This window comes from Glycomyces sp. YM15 (genome assembly GCF_016918015.1).
Lineage (GTDB): Bacteria > Actinomycetota > Actinomycetes > Mycobacteriales > Micromonosporaceae > Glycomyces.
In genome coordinates this window covers 22219-43226 of the sequence record NZ_JAERMK010000032.1, presented here as the reverse complement: position 1 = coordinate 43226, position 21008 = coordinate 22219, and the positions used below count along the sequence as shown (strand labels likewise).

The 21008-nt window shown below is 70.9% G+C and carries 17 protein-coding genes; 7 read left to right on the top strand and 10 right to left on the bottom strand.

Features of this window, described 5'->3' with window-relative positions; translation table 11 throughout:
- Window positions 1-466: 466 nt before the first annotated feature.
- The gene (locus JHY01_RS24110) at window positions 467-826 is read right to left on the bottom strand and encodes a hypothetical protein (RefSeq protein ID WP_205328265.1); all 360 of its coding nucleotides are present in this window, start codon (window positions 824-826) and stop codon (window positions 467-469) included.
- A gap of 241 nt (window positions 827-1067) precedes the next feature.
- Between JHY01_RS24110 and JHY01_RS24105 the strand changes: the two genes are divergently transcribed.
- The gene (locus JHY01_RS24105; RefSeq protein WP_205328264.1) at window positions 1068-1751 is read left to right on the top strand and encodes an EF-hand domain-containing protein; all 684 of its coding nucleotides are present in this window, start codon (window positions 1068-1070) and stop codon (window positions 1749-1751) included.
- Window positions 1752-1794: 43 nt separating this feature from the next.
- Here the strand turns inward: JHY01_RS24105 and JHY01_RS24100 are convergent, their stop codons facing one another.
- Genes JHY01_RS24100 through JHY01_RS24065 form a run of 8 tightly spaced genes read right to left on the bottom strand, consistent with a single transcriptional unit; the run spans window position 1795 to window position 10509 of the window.
- Window positions 1795-2820, bottom strand: coding sequence for a glycosyltransferase family 2 protein (locus tag JHY01_RS24100; protein WP_205328263.1), 1026 nt, complete (start codon window positions 2818-2820; stop codon window positions 1795-1797).
- Window positions 2811-4223, bottom strand: a complete 1413-nt coding sequence (locus JHY01_RS24095) for a cytochrome P450 (RefSeq protein ID WP_205328262.1) — start codon at window positions 4221-4223, stop codon at window positions 2811-2813. The genes JHY01_RS24100 and JHY01_RS24095 overlap by 10 nt, the downstream gene beginning before the upstream one ends.
- On the bottom strand, window positions 4220-5317 hold the full coding sequence (locus JHY01_RS24090) for a hypothetical protein (protein ID WP_205328261.1): 1098 nt from the start codon (window positions 5315-5317) through the stop codon (window positions 4220-4222). Before JHY01_RS24090 ends, JHY01_RS24095 begins: the two co-directional genes overlap by 4 nt.
- A 4-nt stretch (window positions 5318-5321) precedes the next feature.
- A complete protein-coding gene (locus JHY01_RS24085) occupies window positions 5322-6530 on the bottom strand; it encodes a glycosyltransferase (protein ID WP_205328260.1) in 1209 nt (402 codons plus the stop codon).
- Window positions 6527-7747 carry an MFS transporter gene (locus JHY01_RS24080; protein ID WP_205328259.1) on the bottom strand — a complete coding sequence of 407 codons (1221 nt, stop codon included), beginning with the start codon at window positions 7745-7747 and terminating at the stop codon, window positions 6527-6529. The genes JHY01_RS24085 and JHY01_RS24080 overlap by 4 nt, the downstream gene beginning before the upstream one ends.
- Window positions 7748-7751: 4 nt before the next feature.
- Window positions 7752-8375 (bottom strand): flavodoxin family protein, encoded by a 624-nt coding sequence (locus JHY01_RS24075; protein ID WP_205328258.1) that lies wholly within the window; start codon window positions 8373-8375, stop codon window positions 7752-7754.
- Window positions 8372-8965 (bottom strand): aminodeoxychorismate/anthranilate synthase component II, encoded by a 594-nt coding sequence (locus JHY01_RS24070; RefSeq protein ID WP_205328257.1) that lies wholly within the window; start codon window positions 8963-8965, stop codon window positions 8372-8374. The genes JHY01_RS24075 and JHY01_RS24070 overlap by 4 nt, the downstream gene beginning before the upstream one ends.
- Window positions 8962-10509, bottom strand: coding sequence for an anthranilate synthase component I family protein (locus JHY01_RS24065; protein ID WP_205328256.1), 1548 nt, complete (start codon window positions 10507-10509; stop codon window positions 8962-8964). The genes JHY01_RS24070 and JHY01_RS24065 overlap by 4 nt, the downstream gene beginning before the upstream one ends.
- A 519-nt stretch (window positions 10510-11028) precedes the next feature.
- Here JHY01_RS24065 and JHY01_RS24060 point away from each other — a divergent pair.
- The 6 genes from JHY01_RS24060 to JHY01_RS24035 are packed head-to-tail and all read left to right on the top strand — an operon-like array spanning window position 11029 to window position 19303.
- A complete protein-coding gene (locus JHY01_RS24060; RefSeq protein ID WP_205328255.1) occupies window positions 11029-12420 on the top strand; it encodes an acetyl-CoA carboxylase biotin carboxylase subunit family protein in 1392 nt (463 codons plus the stop codon).
- Window positions 12417-14123, top strand: a complete 1707-nt coding sequence (locus JHY01_RS24055) for a carbamoyltransferase N-terminal domain-containing protein (RefSeq protein ID WP_205328254.1) — start codon at window positions 12417-12419, stop codon at window positions 14121-14123. The genes JHY01_RS24060 and JHY01_RS24055 overlap by 4 nt, the downstream gene beginning before the upstream one ends.
- Before the next feature lie 35 nt (window positions 14124-14158).
- Window positions 14159-15895, top strand: coding sequence for a carbamoyltransferase C-terminal domain-containing protein (locus tag JHY01_RS24050; protein ID WP_205328253.1), 1737 nt, complete (start codon window positions 14159-14161; stop codon window positions 15893-15895).
- Between the two features lie 2 nt (window positions 15896-15897).
- Window positions 15898-16845, top strand: a complete 948-nt coding sequence (locus tag JHY01_RS24045; protein WP_205328252.1) for a diiron oxygenase — start codon at window positions 15898-15900, stop codon at window positions 16843-16845.
- 5 nt (window positions 16846-16850) lie between these two features.
- The gene (locus JHY01_RS24040) at window positions 16851-18089 is read left to right on the top strand and encodes an ATP-grasp domain-containing protein (protein WP_240193202.1); all 1239 of its coding nucleotides are present in this window, start codon (window positions 16851-16853) and stop codon (window positions 18087-18089) included.
- A complete protein-coding gene (locus JHY01_RS24035) occupies window positions 18086-19303 on the top strand; it encodes an MFS transporter (protein ID WP_205328250.1) in 1218 nt (405 codons plus the stop codon). Before JHY01_RS24040 ends, JHY01_RS24035 begins: the two co-directional genes overlap by 4 nt.
- A 253-nt stretch (window positions 19304-19556) precedes the next feature.
- Here the strand turns inward: JHY01_RS24035 and nhaA are convergent, their stop codons facing one another.
- Window positions 19557-20954 (bottom strand): Na+/H+ antiporter NhaA, encoded by a 1398-nt coding sequence (gene nhaA / locus JHY01_RS24030; protein WP_205328249.1) that lies wholly within the window; start codon window positions 20952-20954, stop codon window positions 19557-19559.
- Window positions 20955-21008: the final 54 nt, after the last annotated feature.

Genomic DNA, 21008 nt, shown 5'->3' with positions numbered 1-21008 from the left:
ACCGCTTCGGCCTTGAACTCCTCGGGAAACCGGCGATGATACTTCGAGGTCGACACTCTTCACTCCTTGCAACCCGAACCCTACCGGCCCGGGAGATCAAGGTGTCAACGTCAAAGGGTTAAGCCCCAGCAGCAGCAGGGGCAGGCTCGATTCCGGCCGGGTCCTCAAGCGCGGTGAGGGCCCCAGCGCGCCGCGAACCGCCGCCGGGGCCCTAACGCGGCCAGGATCCCGAGTCCCGCCCGGGTCCCGCATCCGGCCCGAGCCGCTATCGCGGCGAGGGCCCCAGCTCCTGCCAGGGTCCCGAGTCCGGCCTCAGCGACGGCAACGCACCCGAATCCCGCCACTCCAGTCGCTGATCGCTTTGACCGCAGCCGACAACCAGCCCGCACGGCAGCACCGCACACTGGGTCCGCTTCCCCCGCACTGCCGGAGCGGTGCCGTCGTGCGAGGACGGCACCGCTCCGGCTCAGGCCATGAGGTCGGCGAACATGTTCCGGAACTGCTCGTCGGTGTACTCGGAGGCCATGGTCAGGCTGGTGTCGGAGACGGAGAGGGCCGAAGGCGACGCGGTGGACCGCGTCCAGGGTGTCGATCGCGGCGGTGGCCTTTTCGCAGTCACCCGCGTCGTGGGCAGTCTCGGCGTCGTGGGCGGTCCACCGAGCGTCGAGGCGGAGCCAGGACACGGTGAGCACGACGATCGCGGCGACGGCGAAGCCGGGCGCGTCGCACGCATGAGCAGGTAGCCGATGCCGAGCATGGTGGCGTTCCCGGCGGTCGCGACCACGGGGTCGGTGGCGCGGCGAGGCGGCGCGGGACGCGGGGGCACTGTCGGAGGGGCACTGTCGGGCGGCGGTACGGACGGGACGGCTTCGAGGTACAGGGCGCTCCTCGGGGCGTCGGGACCGCCGCAGTGCAGCACCGATCACTCGAGACCGGTCCCGGCTTCGGACCCGGATCAGCGGTTTCGGCGCACGGTTCCCCCACACCGTGGCACGATCCGACCTGGACAGGAAACCGGTCGTCCCCGCATGGGGGCCGGGCACGATGGACGAAGGAACGGGAGATCAATGAAAGCGAACACCAAGGCCAAAGCGCTGGCGGTCGGAGCGGCCGCGACCGCGGTCGCCGCCGGGGCGGCGATCGTCATCGGCAGCAGGTACAGGCACACGGCCACGGTCGGGCGGGTCCGCCTGAACAAGTTCGACCGCTGGTTCGACACGCTCGACACCGAGGGGAACGGCTATATCACCGAGGCCGACCTGAACAAGGCCGCCTCCCGCGTCCTCGGCGCGCGCGGCGTGCCCGTCGACAGCCCGATGGGGCTCGAGCTCCGCGAGGCCACCGAGCGGCTGTGGGCGGAGTTCATCGCTCCGAAGGCCGGCTCCCAGGGCCGGGTCGGCCGCCGGGAACTGCGCGCGGCGCTCGCCGAGCACATGCTCAGCGACCAGTTCGCCGCGGCCGCGAAGCTCGCCTCGATCGCGGACGCCTACTTCGCGATCGCCGACGAGGACGGCGACGGCCTCATCAGCTCCGGCGAGTTCGTGCAGCTCCTGCGCAACTGGCACGGCGTGGACTACCAGGAGAGCCACCGCGTGTTCGAGTACCTAGACGCCGACCACGACAACCGGATCTCGCCCGAGGAGTGGCGCAGCGCCGTCTTCAGCTTCTTCCTCGGCAGCGAGCGCAACCATCCGGCGAACAACCTGTTGGGCAAGGTCGGCAGCCCGATTCTGGCTCCGGCCCGGGTCTGACCGGTCCTTCCGAAGGCCCCGTGCGACGCGATCGCACGGGGCCTCACCTGTCCGCGTAGAGCGCTTCGAGTTCGCGGCGCAGGACCGGGTCCGGCTCGGCCTCGACGCGTTTCAGCAGCCGGTCGGCCTCGACCAGGGTCATCGCGTGCTCCCAGCGCCGCCGGAACAGGTACGCGTCGAGCGCGCGGTGCCGTCGGCAGAAGTGGTCGAGGTTGCGCATCAGCTGCGCGCGCATGACGCGCTGCGCCACCATGGGGTTCGGGTCGGCCAGCGGATGGACCTGGTGGTGGTTCACCGCTTCGGTGCTCACCGAGAACCGCACGCCGAGCCGGTGGAGCCGGTAGCTCAGGTCGGTGTCCTCCAGGCCCCAGCCGGTGAAGGTCTCGTCGAAGCCACCGGCCTGTTCGATCGCCGCGCGGGGGACGGCCAGGTTCGCGGTCGTCGCGAGCGCCCACGCGAACCGGAAGCCGTCGAGTCCGGTCCCGTACTCCTCGACGATCGCGTGGTAGTTGTCGGGCTCGTCGCCGAGTTCGACGCCGCCCTTCTCGACCGCCGCCAGCGCGGCTTCCGGGTCGGCGGCGAGCGCGCCGGGTTCGAGGAGCCGGATCGGTTCGCGCAGCCGCTCGGCGGAGCCGACGCGGGCGGCGAGTCGGAGGAGGTCGTCCTCGCCGACGGGGAGGACGCCGGGCCGCCACCAGGTCATGGCGCGGCGCTTCCAGCCGATGACGCCGCGCGAGTCGCCGTTGGCGGCGGCGACGTGTTCGGCGACGAAGCCGGGGGCGGCCATGCGGTCGTCGTCGATGAAGACGACGAGGTCGCCTTGGGCGCGTTCGAGCGCGGCGTTGCGGGCGGCCGCGCGGCCGCGGTTCTCCTGCACGACCAAGGTGATCGCGATGCGGTCGCGCAGCGGGTCGACGAGGTCGGCGACGCCGCCTGCGGTGCCGTCGTCGCACACGACCACTTCGAACCGGGGGTAGGTCTGCGTCAGGAGGGATTCGAGGGTGAGGGCGAGGTATTCGCGCTTGTCGCAGGTCGCCATCACCAGACTGACCGAGGGTGCTACTGCCATCCGAGTCTCCATCGGGTCTCGCCGTCGAGGTCCACCATGTCGTGCAGGTCGCCCGTCACCGCGGTGAACGGTGGGGCCGGGTCGGTGCGGGGGCGCGCGATCACCGGTACGGGTCCCTTGGGCGCCATCATGAGTCCGACCTGGCGCGAGACGACCGCGCCGGGTACTGGGTCGATGCGGAAGCGGCCGAGGACCGTGGCGAGCACGGTCTTCATCTCGAGGTCGGCGAAGGCCGCGCCGATGCAGGCGTGCGGTCCGGCGCCGTACGGCAGGTACTCGTAGAGGCTCGGCCGGGCCGTCTCCCACCGTGCGGGGAGGAACCGCAGCGGGTCGGGGAAGACCTCCGGGTCGCGGTGGGTGGCGAACTTGCTGGTGACGACCTGGCACCAGGCCGGTATCTCGTATCCGCCGATGGCGGTGGGCGCCACGGCGATCCGGGAGGTGTTCGGTCCGGGCGGCAGGAGTCGCAGGGTCTCCTTCAAGACGTGGTCGAGGCCGGTGGGGAATGCGAGCGCGGTGCTCGTGCGCGCGGCCCGTTCGGGCACGGACGCGAGGAGCTTGTCGAGTTCGGCCGGGTGCTGGGAGAGCAGGAGGAGTGTCCACGCCAGGGTGTTCGAGGAGGTCTCGTGCCCGGCGACGAGGAGGGTGGTGAGCTGGCCGACGAGCTGGTCGTCGTCGAAGCCGTGGCCGTCCTCGTCGCGGGCGTCCATGAGGGACTGGAGCAGGTCGGTGGCGGCGCCGCTGCCGTCCCGGCGGGCGTCGATGATGTCGGCGAGCGCGCCGTCGAGCCTGCGGATCACGGTGAGGAGCCGCCGGTAGGGGGTGCCGGGGAGGTCGAACGGGAAGTACTTGATGGAGGACGCGAAGTAGCGCAGCGCCAGCATGTCCTGGACCATGCGTCCGATGTGGTCGGCTCGGTCGGCGATGTCGACGCCGAAGAAGCACAGGCACGCGATCCTGAGCGTCAGGCGGCGCATCCGGTCGGTCAGGTCGAACGGTTCGCCGGGCGTCCACGAGTCGACCTCTTCGGCGGCGAGCCGGGCGATCTGCTCCCCGTGGGCCAGCGCCGCTCGGGGTTTGAAGGACGGGGTGGCGACGCGGCGCGCCTTCCGGTGCTCGGGGCCGTTCATGTTGAGCAGTCCGATGCCGCGCCTGGCGTCTCGGATGCCCTGGGGGATGGCGTATTCGAGGACGGTGTGGAAGGTGTCGCCGCGGGTGAGCACGGTCCGGTTGTGCTCGGGCCCGAACGCGAAGACCTGTTTGCGGTCGCCGTGCACGAGCCCGGCGACGGGGCCGTATTCGTGGTGGAGGCGGGCGGTGTAGCCGACGGGGTCGACGGCGTACTCGTGGGCGTTGCGCCGCCTGCCGAGCCAGCGGTGCGGTGGCGGCCCGGGGACGGTCATCGCGGCTCCTCACGGTTTTCAGAAGCCCAGTAGTCGGGGTGCGGGCGTTCGATATCGGCTGCTGCGCCGTGCTCGAACGCGGCGGCGGCGAGGCGGCCGGCACTGCCGCGGAGCGCGTCGACCGCGGCCATCGGGAGGTATCGGCGGAAGAGGCCGGGGAACGCGGTGGCGAACGCGGCTTCCGCGTGCGGTCCGGGCGGTGCCTCCAGCCGCTCGGGCTGGACCAGGCCGAGGGCGAAGTGGACGGTCCAGTATTCGAAGAGCGTCAGTTCGCTGACGGTCTGCGTGAGCGGTGCTCCGGTCGCGGCGAGGTCGGCTCGGAACCGGTCGGCCAGGTCGGCCTTGCGGAAGCCTTCGGGCAGCCGCGTGTCGCCGAAGTCCCCGAGCCAGGTGTACCCGTCATGCGAGGCGCCGCAGTAGAACCACTCGGCGTGGACCCGCATCCAGGAGGCGTACGGCAATCGGGTGAGGCCGGTTCCGGCTGCGGGCGTGGCGAAATCGGGTTCGGCACCGGCGGGTGAAGCGCAGACGGAGAGGCGCGGGCCCTGGAAGCCGTTGGCGGTCAGACTCAGCCGGTCGTCGTGCTCGAGCAGGTTGGGCACCGTGACGAGATTGTCGATGTTGTTGCGCCGCAGGTACTCCACGAGTGCGAGGTCGTCGGCTCCGTTCTTGCCTTCGATGGCGGCGAACGCGAGGGCGTGCGCTCGCGGCAGGACCAGGCCCTGGGACGGGGTGTACATGTCGACGGCGCGCGCCCAGGCCCAGCCGCGGCGGGCCGCGACGCGGACGAGAGCGGCACTGCGGGAACCCCATTCGCAGAACAGGCTGATCGCGTCATCGGGGCGGGCGGCCACCGCGCGGTGCACGAGGGCGGTGAAGTCGTCGCAGGGGACGACGTCGTCTTGGAGCACCAGGTGGTGGGTCGCGTCCTCCTCCACTGCGGCCCAGGCGCGCAGCGCGTTGGCGAGGTTGCCGTGTCCGGGTTCGGTGTCGTCGACGATGACGGCCGGGGCGAGTTCCGGCAGGGCTTCGGCGAGTTTCCGGGCCCGATCCTCTCGGGCCGGGTGGGTCATGATCGCCGTGGAAAGGCGCACCGCGTTACGCATCGGCACCCCCGGTGGCCCGGCGGAGCGCGACGGCGCGTTCGACGGCGTCCAGCATCGCGCCCGCGCCGTCGGACGAGCGGAGCGCGGACGCGAACGCGGTATGCCGTGGCCGGTCGGCGGTCAGCGCCCGCTGTATCGCCTCGGTGACGGCTTCAGTCGGATCGTCATCGGCCACAACGGCACCGAGGCCGAGCCCCGCCACCCGGGCGGCGTTGCCGCGCTGCTCGGCGGAATGGGGCGTGAACACCAGCGGGGTCGCGCACAGCAGTCCCTCGATCATCGATGAATGTCCACCATGGACGACAGCGGCGGCACTGCGGGACATCAGGTCGACCGCGTCGTGGCGGAACGCCGCGATCTCGATCTCGGCGTCGCCCGCGGCGGCGCGGACCTGCGCCGCGAGCGCGTCGCTGTCGGGACCGTCGACGCCGAGGGTCACCGCCAGGCGCACCCCGAGGCCGCTCGCGGCGGCCACGACCCGCAGCAGGTCCTTGTCCCCCGCGCCCGAACCGCCGAGCGTGATGTTCAGGACCGGCTCGCGTTCGGCTCGCACCGGCCGCTCCAGCAGCTCGCGTGGGACGAGCGGTCCGATGTGGCGGATCTCGGAGGTCAGTCCCGCCATGAGTCCCGCGGTCGCCACCGGGACGTCGGCGAGCGGGTCGAGCAGCGCCAAATCGGGAACGAGCACCGCGTCGCCGAGGGGCGCACGGTGTTCGGGTGCGATGCCGAGCTCGTCGAGGGTTGCGAGGATCTCCGGGAGCACGGCGTGCATCGGGTGTTTGAAAAGCCGCAGGTTGTGGCAGGTGAAGCTCGGCAGGCCGCGCATGGAGGCCGCCACGGAGGCGGTGTTGCGCATGTCGCTCACCACCGCGTCGGGCGCGAACTCGTCGATGGCGCGCAGCTCGTCCCGCAGCGAGGCCTCCACGTACTCGGGGCTGGCCAGTCGCGTGCGGGCGAAGGCGCGCAGGCTCGCCACGTCGTTCATGCCGCGCCAGGCCGGTGCGGGCCCGATCTCGTCGATCCCGATCCATCGCAGCCCGGCGTGCTCGACGAGGTGCCGGACCTCTTCGTGGGACGCGACGGCGACGGTGTGCCCGGCGTCGGCGAAGCGCCGCGCGGCGGTGCGCATCCGCGTCACGTGGCCGAGGCTGGAGCGGCTGAAGGCGACGAACAGCACCCTCAGTGGACGGGAATCGGTCATGTCTCTGCTTTCTCCATGGCGAGCGCGCTGGGGGCGCGCAGGGCGGTGACGAGGCTCGCGAGTGCGAACCCGCTCAGGACGGCCAGTGCCCACCGTGGACCGATGAGTTCGGTGAGGCCGCCGCACAGCAGCGTACCGAGCGGCACCGAACCCCAGACGATCATCCGGCCGACGGCGTTCACCCGGCCCTGCAGCCGTTGGGGTGTCACGGTCTGGCGGACCGAGATGCCCACCACCAGGAAGCAGGTGTGGACGGTGTTCCAGCACAGGAGCAGGACCGCGGCGAGCTGCCAGGAGGGCGCGGCGGCGTAGGCCAGCAGCAGGACGAGATCGAGGCCGGTCATCCAGCGGGCCGCCGGGATCGGGGGCACGCCTTTGAAGCGGCGGGCCGCGATCGCGCCCAGTAGCGCGCCGAGGCCGGAGGCGGCGACGATCCACGCGACCCGGTAGTCGTCGCTGGGCAGGCCGAGCGCGCGGGAGGCGAAGACGACGAGCATCCCGTAGACGGCCCCGGCGCTCACGCCGACGCCGACGTTCACTGTGGTGTAGGCGCGCAGCAGCGGATGGGCCGCAAGGTATCTGACGCCGGCCCAGACCGCCCCGGGTTCGGGCCGGGCCGGGCCGCCGGGGTCCGGCCGGGGACGGATCGCGGCGATGAGCAGCGCCGAGACGAGGTAGCAGGCGGCGAGGACGCCGAACGTGGGTCCGAGCTGGAGCGCGTCGAGCAGGAAGTAGCCGACCGGTGCGGCGACGGCCGTGAGCACCGTGGTGGTCATCCACAGGTAGCTGTTGGCGCGGAAGACCCCGTCGGCCCCGGCGAGGGCCGGGACGAGCGCGGCGCTGGCGACGTCGAACCAGACGTACGCGGTCGCCGACGCGAACCCGATGGCGCACAGCACGAGCGGGGCCGCGCCGACCGTGGCGGCCAGGAGCGGGACGCAGAGCAGCACCCCGGCGTTGGCGACCTCCGTCCAGGCCATCACGCGCACGGGCGAGGAGCGGTCGACCGCCGCCCCGGCGAGCAGTCCGAAGAGGAGGAACGGGAGCACGTTCGCGGCGGACGCGAGCGCGGTCAGGAAGGCCGAGCCGCTCGCCTGGTAGACGTAGAGCGGCAGCAGCACCCACGAGGTCGCGTACGCCACGGTGGAGGCGAACTTGCTGCCGATGAGGAGGCCCAGGCCGCCGACCCGGGCCCGGGGTGCCTGCGTCGCCGTCACTCGGTCAGCTCGTCCTTCCGACGCGCCGTTCGACCTGGTCCGGTCGCGGCAGGCGCGTCCCGGACTCGGCGAGGGCGGTGCCGATGTCGATGATCCGGTCGACGGTGCGGTGCAGCGCCTCCATGCCCTCGGTGTCGGACAGGACGCCCTGCTCGCCTCCGGAGTGGATGGTCACCGGGAAGCCGCTGCCGACGATGATGAAGCGGTTGAGCAGCAGGTTGTGGAGGAGCTGCGCGTGCACGTCGAGGTGGCCGTAGCGGCGTCCGATGACGACGGCCGCGCCGATCGTGTTCGTCAGCGGCCGTTCGAACCGGAGGTGCCCGACCCCGGCGCGTTCGACGAAGGTCTGCATGAGCGAGGAGAGGCCGAAGCCGTGCACGGGAGCGGCGAGGAACACGGCGTCCGCCTCGATCATGGCGGCCACGATCGCGCCCACGTCGTCGTCGACCGGGCACGGGTCGGGACGGGAGTTGCAGCGGCCGCAGTCGCAGCGGATCACGCGGCGCTCGGCGAGGTCGATCTGGTCGGTCTCGCATCCGCGGGCGCGGGCGCGGGCCAGGATCTCCTGGACGGCGAGCCAGGTGGAGCCGCGCGCGCGTTCCGAGCCGTTGATCGTCAGGATCCTCATGCCGGAGCTCCGGCGCGGTCGCGGACGGCGGCGGCGAATCCGGCGAAGAGGCCGAGGCCGGATTCGGTCAGGATCGACTCGGGGTGGAACTGGACGCCTTCGACGAGGTGGCGGCGGTGCCGCAGGCCCATGATGTACCCGTCGTCGGCGGAGCGGGCGGTGACCTCGAGCTCCTCGGGGAGGCTGTTCTCGACCACGATCAGCGAGTGGTACCTGGTGGCGCTGAATCGTTCCGGGGCGTCGGTGAAGACGCCTCGGCCGTCGTGCACGATGGTGCTGGTCTTGCCGTGCATGAGGTGGCGGGCGGGGCGCACGCGGGCGCCGAACGCGACGCCGATGGCCTGGTGGCCGAGGCAGACGCCGAGGACCGGCTTGACGCCGGCGAGGGCCCGGACCATCTCGACGTGGCCGGAGTCCTCCGGCGTGCCGGGTCCGGGGCCGAGGAGCACGAAGTCGCCGTCGTGCGCGAGGGCGCCGGCCGGGGCGATGTCGCCCGAGCGGATCACGTCCGTCTCGATGTCGAGGACGCGCAGGTATTGGTAGATGATGTGCGCGAAGCTGTCGTACGCGTCGATGAGCAGGGCCTTCATCGGGTTTCGCCTTCCTGTGCATGGCCGTGGAGCGCCGGCGCGGACTGGCCTGAGACGGCGTGGATCGAAGAGCCGAGTTTCGCGAGGGTCTCGCGCCATTCGCCCGCGGGCGAGGAGTCGGCGACGACCCCGGCGGAGGCCCGGGCCGTGTAGGCGTCGCCGGAGGCGACCACGGTGCGGATGCTCAAGGCGAGGTTGGTGAACCCGCCGAAGCCGATGACGCCGAACGCGCCCGCGTACATGCCGCGGCGGCTCGTCTCGGTGGCCTCGATGATCTCCATGGCCCGCAGCTTCGGCGCTCCCGTCATGGTCCCGGCGGGGAAGGTCGCCCGGATGACGTCGTAGGCGTCGAAGCCGTCCGCGAGGTCGGCGGTGACCGTCGAGACCAAGTGCAGGACATGGGAGTACGTCTCGACGTTCATGAGGTCGTCGACCTCGACGGAGCCGGGGTCGGCGACGCGGCCGAGGTCGTTGCGGCACAGGTCGACGAGCATGATGTGCTCGGCGATCTCCTTCTCGTCGCCGCGCAGCCGCGAAGCGCGGGCCTCGTCCTCGGCGGCGGTCGCGCCGCGGCGGGCCGTCCCCGCGATGGGGCGCATGGTCAGCCGGTCCGCCTCGATGCGGACGTGGAGCTCGGGGCTGGCGCTCAGCAGCGTGAGGTCGTCGAAGGGCACGAACCCCATGTACGGCGACGGGTTGTTGGCGCGCATCCGCAAGTACACGTCGAGGTCGGAGCGCTTGCCGCGCATGCGGACCTCGTGGCCGATCTGGACCTGGTAGATGTCCCCGGCGCGGATCCGGTCGAGGGAGCGCTCGACGCGCTCGCCGTAGGACTCGGGGGTGATCGTCAGTTCCGGCTCGACGTCGCCCAGGGGCGCGTCGGGCACGGACTCCGGACCGGTTTCGCCGGTGGCCAGCGCGGCCTCGATTCGGCGGTGCACGTCGGCCGGGTCGGGTTCGCCGCCCGAATCGGTCCACTCAGGGCAGTGGGCGACGGTGAGCTGGGCGTCGCCGCCGACGAGGTCGATCTCGATGACGGACCGGTAGATCCGGAAGACCGCGTCGGGGACTCGATCGGTGGCCTCGATCAGGCGCGGCAGGGTCTCGATGTACGTCACGGCGTCGTAGCTGAGCATGGCCACGAATCCGAAGCCGAAGCGATGCGCGTGGAGCCCTTCCACGTTCAGCCCGGTTTCGAGGTGGCGCAGCGCCTCCCACAGCTCGGTGCGATCGCTGAGGCGGAAGAACCGCCCGTCGACGGAGTAGGCGCCGCCGAAGCCGGCCATGCGCCGCAGCGCCCACGCGAGCCACGGCTCCCGGCCGTCGAACTCGAGGACCCCGTCGCGCACGACGACGTCGAGCAGCGGGGCCGCGCCGATCATGGCGCGGGTCTTGTCGGCCGCGGGGCCGGCGAGGGATTCGAGGAGGAAGACGTGCTGCTCGCCTTCGGCCGCGCGCAGTCGAATGAACGAGGAGAAGGGGTCTTCGGCCTTGCAGGCGAAGTGCCGCAATTCGATCAGTGGTCGGTCGGCGCCTGCGCTCATCAAAGTGGCCCTTTCACCGGGGTCGGGATCGCGGTCAGATTATCACCGGAGGGCGATTTCCATTGGTCAGCGCTCCCACGCCATTGGGTCGATTGGGATCCACCGCATCCATTGAGGTTGGTGTGGCTGAAGTCGTCGGCCGCTCGGCGGTGCCGCAGCGTGACGATTGCGGCGCTGAGCGGCGGCGAGATCCACTGCGGACCATGGAATGTGACGGTGGCCATAGTACCGGGCATTGGACACTCCACCCGGATCGCACCATGCCGACGACGCCAAGTGAGTCCACTCCGGTCACAATGGAGCTCTCAGGCCACAGGAACCGCACTTCGTGCACTGCAATCACTATGGAAGCGCATTCCATGGTGTGCTTGACAGTGGCCCTCGCGTCTCATACGATCGTCACCGTCCTGACACGTCGTGTCACCGACAGGAAGCCGATACCCCATAGCCGACCCGCTCGAAAGCGGGCCGGATCGCTGTTCACCGCGTTTTTCTCGATATGACAGTAGGGAGACGACTGTGCCTGAAAAGAAGGTGCTCTTCGTCTATTCACGCGGCGGCGCACCACTCGAGTACGCCTTTCCGAAAATCGCGGCCAAGGCAGAATTGCATGTACTCGCGCTCAAGCCGCCACCGCAGCACACTGAACCACTGTGGAGTCCGCACTGCACCTCGTTGACCCCCCATTGGGAACTCGAGCGCACCGGCGACGAACTGGTCCGGCTCATCGTCGACGAGGCCGAACGGATCGGCGCCGACGCGATCCTGACCCTTTCGGAGTACGCGGTCATCGCGGTCGCCGAAGCGGCCGAGCGACTCGGCCTGCGCGGGGCGGGCCCGGGTGCCGTCAACTCCCGCGACAAGCGCCGGATGCGGCGGGTCTGGGAGGACGCGGGCGTCCCCGTCCCCCGGTTCCGCTCCGTCGACTCCGCCGAAGACCTGCTCGGCGCCTTCCGCGAGCTGACCGCCCCGATGCTCCTCAAATCCGCTTGGGGCGCAGGGGCCATCGGCCAGCTCGTGCTCGAGACCGAGGCGGACGTCGAGCCGGCGTGGGCCAAGGCGAACGAGGCGATGATCCAGGCCCGCGAGCGCGGCTACACCGAGTTGCAGGTCGCGGGCGCCGACGCGGACTTCCTCGTCGAGGAGATCATCCGGTCGAGCACCGAGTCCTGGTGGGACGCCGAGAGCGGCTACGGCGACTACCTGAGCGTCGAGGGCGTGGTCGCGGGCGGGGTCTACCACCCGATCTGCATCACCTCGCGCATCCCGACCATTCCTCCGTTCACCGAGCTGAGCAACCTCGCACCGTGCGCGCTTCCCGAAGCGGCCCAACGCGAGATCGAGCGCGTCGCCACCGCCGCCGTGGACGCGCTCGGGCTCGACTACTGCGGCACCCACACCGAGCTCAAGCTCTGCCCCGACGGCGGGCTCTCCGTCCTCGAGTCGGCCGCCCGGCTCGGCGGCGTCATGGTCGCCGCCGAGATCGAGCACTGCTTCGGCATCGACATCGTCGGGATGCTCACCGATGCGCTGCTGGGCGAGCCGATCGACCCGCCCGAGCGGATGCTCACCGACCGCGACGCCGAGGGCGCCGCCGGATCGCTGTCGCTCATCGCCACCGACTCGGCCGGCCGGCCGTGGACCGACCACCCCGTCTGGGACGAGTCCCTCGTGGACTGGACCGGTGTGGTCGACCGCGGCACCACGGTCACCGCCGTCCCGGGACTGTGCATCCCGGCCGGCACCCCGATGCCCGCGTACGACCTCACCGCCGGCGCGCTCGGCTACGGCGGCATCTTCTTCCTCCGGGCCGCCTCGGCCGAGAACCTCGTCGCGGACTCCTACCACGTCCTCGACAACCTGGAATCCCTGCTCGCCAAGGGCCACGAATCGCGAAGGGCTGACGCATGATCGTCTGCGGCCTCAAACTCACGCACGACGGCGCGGTGGCGCTCATCGACGGGGACCGACTGGTCTTCAGCGTCGAGATGGAGAAGCTCGGCAACGGCGCCCGCCACAGCCAGGTGGCCGACCTCGCGGTCGTCGCCGAGCTGCTCGCCGATTTCGGCTACCGGCCCGACCAGGTCGACCGGTGGGTCGTGGACGGTTGGGACGGCGCCAAGTACGGCCAGGTGAGCCTGGAGTCGGACGGCGAGCCCGTCCTGCTCCACCTCGCGCCCTACCGCGAGACCGACGCCGTGCCGAACCTGTTCGAGCCCGGCTACGACGGGACCCTGCCGATCGCGGGACGTGCCCGGCCCTACACCAGCCATGTGCACGTCGCCGGGCATGTGGCGAGCGCGTACGGCCTCAGTCCTTTCGGGCAGCGGCGCGAACCGGCCCTGGTGCTGGTGTGGGACGGCGGCAGCTTCCCGCGCCTCTACCACGTCGACCCCGACGGGACCGTGGAGAACGGCGGCGCGCTGTTCCCGCTCACCGGGCACACGTACGCGGTCGCCGCGCACCACTTCGGACCGTTCCACTGGGAGGAGCGGCCCGCGTCGGTGAACGAGGACCTGTCCGTCGCGGGGAAGCTCATGGCCTACATCGCCCTCGGATCGCCCAAAGAGGACATCATCGGCCTCCTGCGTGAGAAGTACGAGGAGAACTTCACCGGCGATGACGCCGTCGCGGTCGGCTACCGCCGCGCCGTCGGCGGGTTCGGCTCCACCTCGGAGCCGGTGCTCGACTACCTGCACCACTACTTCCGCGAGGTCAAGCAGATCCTGCGCGGGCGCGGCCTCAGGGCCGCCGCCGACGCGGACGTCCTCGCGAGCGTCCACGTCTTCCTCGAACGGCTCCTCACCGAGCACCTGCAGGCTCAAGTGCGCCAATGGAAGGGCGAGGGGCCCTGGAAACTCTGCTTCGTCGGCGGCTGCGCGCTGAACATCAAGTGGAACTCCCGCCTGCGCGCGCTCGACGAGTTCGAGGACGTGTGGGTGCCGCCGTTCCCCAACGACTCCGGGTCGGCGATCGGCGCCGCCGCGCTGGGCCGGGCCAACCCCGCCGCCCCCGTGGAGTGGCACGCCAGGCTCGGTCCGGCGCTCAAGCCGATCCCCGAGGCCCCGGCGGGCTGGAGCGCCGCCGAGGTCGACGCGGCGGAGCTGGGGAAGATCCTGCACCGCACCGGCGAGGCGTGCGTGGTCCTCGACGGCCGGGCCGAACTCGGTCCCCGGGCGCTCGGCGGCCGGTCGATCATCGCCCCGGCCACGTCGCCGAAGATGAAGGACCGCCTCAACGACGTGAAGGACCGCGAACCGTACCGGCCGGTCGCGCCGATCTGCCTGGAGGAGGCCGCCCCCGAGGTCTTCGCTCCCGGCAACCCCGACCCGTACATGCTGTTCGACCACGAGGTCCGTCCCGAGTGGCGGGCCCGCATCCCCGCGATCGTCCACCTCGACGGCACCGCGAGGCTGCAGACCGTCGGACGCGGCGACGGCGCCGTGCGCCGGATCCTCGAGTCCTACTTCGAGGTCAGCGGCATCCCGGTGCTGTGCAACACCAGCGCGAATCTCAAGGGCAGCGGGTTCTTCCCCGACGTCGCCTCCGCCCTGGACTGGGGCCGAGTCGATCTCGTCTGGAGCGAAGGCACCCTCTACCGCCGCAATAGCTGACCCCACTCCCCCCGCACCGAATGGAGCGAGCTCCGATGACCTACATCCTCGGCGTCAACCTCAGCCACGACCGCTCGGCCGCCATCGTCAAGGACGGCGAGGTCCTCGCCGCGATCGAGGAGGAACGGCTCGACCGCATCAAGCACTCCGAAGGCTTCCTCGTCCAAGGCCACTTCGAGCGCCTCACGAAACTCATCCCGATCAAGTCCATCGCGTACTGCCTCGACGCCGCCGGGATCGGCGTCGACGAGGTCGACCTCATCGTCGGCAACCGGCCCCTCGGCGACCGGACCGTGCCGCGGATCCTGCGCGACCTGCCGCTCAAGGACAAGAGCAAGGTGCGGGCCTTCCCGTTCCCCTCGCACCACCTGGCGCACGCGGCGACCGCGTTCTACACCTCGCCGTTCGAGAGCGCGGCCGTGCTCATCGTCGACCAGGCGGGCAGCCGCACGGACGGGATGGTCGAGAAGCACACCCTGTTCACCGGCGACGGCGTCGAACTCACCCGCGTCGCGTCCACCGAGTACCCGGTCGACTACAGCGACATGAGCATCGGGCTGTTCTACGACTTCTTCACCGCCAAGCTCGGATTCACCACCAGGTACGGGACGCCCGACTTCGGCGTCTTCGAATGCGGCGGCTACCCCGAGGCGGGCAAGACGATGGGCCTCGCCCCGTACGGCGAACCCCGGCCCGACTGGGGCCGGTGGCTCACCTTCGACGGCTTCGACATCACCGTTTCCCAGGAAGGGCTCGAGCAGATCTGGAAGGACATCGTCGCCTCCGACGGCGCCGAGTTCGAGTCGCTCACCGAGCGGCGCTGGGACTGCAAGTTCGCCAAGGACGTGGCCCGCAAGGTCCAGGACGAGCTCGAAGCGGCGATGCTGCACCTCGCCGCCGAGGCGCACCGCCGCACCGGTGCGACCCGGCTCTGCCTCGGCGGCGGCGTCATGCTCAACTCCGTCGCCAACCACCGCGTCCTCGCCGAGGGACCGTTCGACGAGGTCTTCATTCCGGCCCCGGCCGGTGACTCCGGTGTCGCGATCGGCGCGGCGCTCTACGGCTGGCACCAGATCCTCGAGGGCGGGACGGAACGACGCGGTCAGATGAACACCGCCGCCTATGGACAGCGCTATTCGGAGGCACGGGTCCTCGAAGCGCTGCAGGCGTATGAAGGCCGACTCGAGTGGCGGAAAGCCCCCGTCGAGGACGTCGCCGCGCTCCTGGCCGAGCACCGGATCGTGGCCTGGGTGATGGGCGGCTCCGAGATGGGCCCCCGCGCGCTCGGGCACCGGTCGATCCTCGCCGACCCGCGCCATCCCCGCGTCCGCGACTACCTCAACGACACGGTCAAGCACCGGGAGCCGTTCCGGCCCTATGCGCCTTCGGTACTGGCCGAGGCCGTCGAGGACTGGTTCGACTTCCGCGGCGAGAGCCCGTTCATGCTGCTGGTCCCCTCGGTCCGCGAGGACCGCCGCGAGGGGCTGCCCGCGATCACCCACGTGGACGGCACGGCCCGCGTCCAGACCGTCGACGCCGACCGCGACCCCGAGTACCACGAGTTGATCTCCCGGTTCGCGGACCTCACCGGCGTGCCGATCGTCCTCAACACCTCCTTCAACGACAACGGCGAGCCGATCGTGGAGACCCCCGAGGACGCGCTGCGGACCTTCGCCCGCACCGAGATCGACCACCTCTACATCGAGGGGTACCTGGTGGGCAAGCCAGGCCGGGAGCTGCCCGCGGGCCACCCCGCGAGGGCCCGGGAGTAGCCGTGTTCGCTGGCGACGCGCCGATGCCGCGGATCGACGCTTTCCGCAACTGGTACGAACGCGCCGGGGTCCGGTCCGAGCACCGCAAGATGATCGACGCCGAGGACGACATCCACAAGGCGTTCTTCCCCGAGCACCTGGTGCCGCACCTCGACCACCCGCTGGTCGACCAGGGCGACCCGGTCCTGCGCCGGTACCTGGTCGCGCAGCACGCCTACCAGTGGCTGCGCTTCACCATGCACTTCGAGGTCGCCGTGGTCGTGCGCGCGTCGCAGAAGATCGCGGACGGCTCCAGCGGCCTGCACCTCCACGAGGCGACCCGCATGGACGCGTACAAGATCGTCGTCGACGAGGGCTACCACTCGCTGTACAGCCTCGACGTGCAGCACCAGTTGGTGAACCGCTCGGGGATTCCCGCGCTGGACTACGACTTCGGGCCGTTCATCGCCGGGCTCGACGCCGTCGGCGAGGAGTTCCCGCAGCACCGCAAGCTCGTCGAACTGCTGCAGGTGGTGGTGTTCGAGACCCTCGTGACCTCGATCCTCTCGGACATCCCGCCCGACGAGAGCGTCGTCCAGATCATGCGCGAGACCGTGCGCGAGCACGCGATCGACGAAGGCCGCCACCACGCGTTCTTCAGCGCGTTCTTCAAGCACCTGTGGAGCCAGCTCGAACCGCCGCTGCGGGAGCGGGTGGCGCACTACCTGCCCCCGCTCGTCCTGCGGTCGCTGCGCCCGGCCACCGACCCGGCCCGGGACGCGCTGCTGTCGACCGGGCTGAGCGAGACGCGGGTGAAGGACGTCATCGCCGACTCGTTCTCGAGCGAGAACGTGCTGGCCGGCATCCGGCACTCGGCGGCGAAGACCCTCCGGCTGTTCGAGGAAGTGGGCGTCCTCGACCAGCCCGGCGCTCGGGACGCCTTCACCGAGCAAGGACTGATCCTGCCTTGACCAGAATGGAGCCGACGCCGATGGACCTGCTGCTGATCATGGGGACCGGGCACCCGCTGTTCCGCGAGTACCTGCTCGCCTCCGCCGCCGCGGACGGCCCGCCGCTGTGGGCCCTCGACCCCGCCGAACCGACCTGGCAGGCGAAATACCTCGCCGGGCATACGGTCTGCGACGTCTTCGACCCGGACGCGGCGTTGGCGGCGGTGCGGCGGGTCGCCGCCGAGCACCGCGTCCTCGGCGTGTTCTGCTGGCACGAGGCCGCTGTCCAGGCCGCCTCGGAGGCGGCCGCCGAACTCGGACTGCCCGGCCCCGATCCTGCAGCGGTGCGCGCGGTCCGGGACAAGTCCGCGACCCGGCGCCTGCTCACCATCGCCGGTGTACCCCAGCCCGCCTTCCACATCGTCGCCCCCGGCGGCGACGGCGCCGAGGCGGCCGCCGCGATCGGATTCCCGCTGGTCGTCAAGCCCATCGCGCTCGGCGCGAGCCAAGGCGTGATCAAAGTGGATCGAATGGAGGACCTGGCCGCGGCGATGACGGCGGCGCGCGGCACCCGGCAGGCCGGGATGACCAACGACGGCACCCTGCTGCTCGAGCAGTACCTCAGCGGACCCGAGATCAGCGTGGACGCCGCCGTGATCGACGGCGAATATCTGCCGTATGCGCTGGCGCGCAAGCACATCGGTCCCGAACCGTACTTCGAGGAGATGGGGCACCACGTCGATCCGCACGACCCGCTGCTCGACGACCCCGAACTCACCGCCATGCTCGCCGCCGCTCACAAGGCGGTCGGCTGGCGCCACGGCAGCACCCACACCGAGGTCAAACTGACCCCCGACGGCCCGGTCCTCGTCGAGATCAACGGCCGGCTCGGCGGCGACCTCATCCCCTATCTGGGACAGTTGGCCAACGGGATCGACTCCGGCGTCGTGGGCACCCGGCTCGCCCTCGGCGAGCGGCCGGACCTGGCCCACCGGCAGGATCGCCACGCCGCCATCAGGTTCCTCGTGCCGCCGTTCAGCGCCGTCGCCGACAAGATCGCACTCCCGCCCGCGCGGCCGGGCGAACTGGAGACCGTCACGGTCGCCGCCCCGGGCGACGAGCTCCTGATGCCCCCCGACGGGTACATCGCCCGTTACGGCTGCCTGATCGCCATGGGCGACAGTGCGATCGAGTGCGAGCAGATCCTCGACCGCGCCGAAGCCGAGACGATCTTCGAGTGCACCCCGCTGCGGGGAGCCGCATGAGCCCGGCAGTGCGTCGCGATCCTGAGGCCGACGGCGTCTGGTCCACCCTGCGGCACCTGCCGCCGTCCGTCATCACGCTCCTCGTCGGCATCGCGCTGAGCCGCACCGGCACCTTCATCGCCGTCTTCCTCACCCTCTACCTCACCGACCTCGGCCACTCCCCCGCCGGTGCGGGGCTCGCGCTCACCGTGTTCGGCATCGGCTCGATCATCGGGAGCTTCGCGTCCGGTACCGTCACGGCCTGGTGGGGCGCAAGGCAGGTGATCGTCGGCTCGATGCTCCTCTCCGGCGGCGCGGTCCTCGGCGTGGCCTTCGCGGCGGACTACCGGGTGCTCGTGGCGCTCGCGTTCACGGCGGGCCTGTTCGGGCAGATGTACCGGCCCGCCGCCGCGGCGATGATGGCCGCGCTGACGCCGTCCAATCGGCTGGTGATGGTCTCGGCCGCCGCACGTCTGGGCCTCAATGTCGGTGCGGCCCTCGGGCCGATGCTCGGCGTGTGGCTGCTGACGCACTCGTTCGCGCTGATGTTCATCGTGAACGCGTTGACGCACCTCGCGTTCGGTCTGATCGCGCTGTTCCTGCTGCCGGACGTGCGCGACGGCGAACCGTCCGAGCGGCAGACGGCGGTGAGCTACCGGGACGTGTTCAAGGACTCGAAGTACACACTGGTCATCGTCGCGATGTTCCTTACGGGGTTCATCGAGTCGCAGTACCAGGCGGTGCTGCCGCTGCAGATCCTGAGCGAGGGCCATCCGGCGTGGCTGTACGGGACGATCGTGACCCTCAACGGCGCCATCGTGATCGCATTCGAGCTGCCGGTGACGCGGTACACGCAGCGACTGCCGATGCGGACCACGATCGCGTTCGGCAGCCTCTTCATCGGCGCGGGCCTGGCCATGTTCGGCCTGCCCGCGGGCATCTGGGTGTTCTTCGCGGGGGTGCTGGTGTGGACGTTCGGCGAGATCATCTCCGCGCCCTCGGTAGTGGCCTATCCGGCGCTGGCCGCGCCCGGCGACCGGCACCGCAGCCGGTACATCGGGGCGATCACGACGGCCCAGATCGGCGGGTACGCGCTCGGCCCGACGGTGGGCACGTACCTGTTCCAAGTGGAGCACTCGTTCGTCTGGATCATGTGCGCCGCCGTGGGTCTCGTCGCGTTCCTCGCCATGTGGCGGGGCGTGCGCGAGCCCGAGCGGGAGCCGTCGCCGGCGTGATCCCCCCTCAGGGCGGTGGGCACCGGCGGTACCGGATCGTTCGGCTCGAACGTCAGCCCGGGGTCAATGCCGGCCTTCGTGGGTTCGGCGCGGGCCGCGCCCGCGTCGGCGAAGGCGATGGCCCCGCCGTGGTCCGCCGCCGCTCGGGCGGCGGATCATTCACGGTCGGGCGAGGATGACCGCGCTCAGCGCGCCTCGGCAGGGGTATCGCCGGGCACCGATGCGGTGACCGCCGCCCGGCCTATGCCGAGCCTCAGCTCGGCGATTCGGCGTGTTCGGGGGCGTCCATGTCCTTGTCGGCCGCCCCGCGCTTGGGGGCGGTGAGGGCGACCAGGCCCGCGCCGAGGAGCGCGGCGAGGAGCGACCCGGCGAGCACGCCGATCTTCGCTTCGTCCGTCAGCAGTTCGGTGCCTTCGCCGCGGAAGGCGAGCTCGGTGATGAACAGCGCCACCGTGAACCCGATGCCCGCGACGGCGGCGATGCCCACCAGCAGCGGCCAACCGGTGCCGTTCGGCAGGCGGCCCGCACCGGTCTTGACGGCGATCCAGGTGGCGAGGGTGATGCCGACGGTCTTGCCCAGCACGAGGCCGAGGACGATGCCGAGCGTGACCGCCGAGGTCGCGGCCGTCGCGATGAGGTCGCCGGAGAGGGCCACCCCGGCGTTGGCGAGCGCGAACAGCGGCAGCACCACGAAGGAGGAGAACGGGTGGTTGGCCCGCTGCAGGCGGTCGGTCGGGGCGAGCGCGTCGCGGCGCAACCGGACGAGCTGCTCGGTCTCCTCGGCGGTGAGCCCTTCCTTGGCCAGCTCCTGGGCGCGCGCGTGCGCGGCGGCCGGGTCGAACAGGGGCTTGGCGGCGATGATCAGGCCCATGATGACGCCCGCGATGGTGGCGTGGACGCCCGATTCGAGCATGCACAGCCACAGGGCGATGCCGACGATGAGATAGACCGGCGAGGACCAGACGTTGAGCAGGCGCAGCCCGATCGCGATGACGAGGACGACCCCGGCGGCGGCGAGCCAGCCCATGGAGACCTTCTCGGTGTAGAACACGGCGATCACGCCGATCGCCCCGAGGTCGTCGACGATCGCGAGGGTCAGCAGGAACACCCGCGCGGCCGAGGGGATCCGGGAGCCGAAGAGCGCCAGGACGCCGACGGCGAACGCGATGTCGGTGGCCATTGGCACGCCCCAGCCGCCCGCGCCCTCGCCGCCGGCGTTGAACGCCGCGTAGATGAGCGCGGGAACGACCATGCCGCCGATCGCGCCCGCGATCGGGGCGACGGCGTTGCGGACGCTGCGCAGTTCACCGGAGACGATCTCGCTCTTGATCTCCATGCCCACCACGAAGAAGAAGATCGCCATGAGGCCGTCGTTGATCCAGTCGCGCAGCGAATGGTGCAGCTCGAACCCGCCCACGTGCAGGGTGATGTCCATGCCCCACAGCCATTCGTACGAGTCGGCCCAGGGCGAGTTCGCCCAGACCATCGCGATGACCGCGCACGCCAGCAGCACGATCCCGGAGGCGGGTTCGATGTGCAGGAACGCGGCGGCCGGGCGCCCGACGAAGCGGGCGAGCGGTTTGCTGGAGTAGAGGAAGGCGGGGCGCGAACGCCACAAGGGCGAGGTCCAGGGCTCTTTGGCGGACTGCACGGTGGGGCTCCGTTCGGGACGTAGGGTCGGTCGATCCACGCCGACCAGACTTCC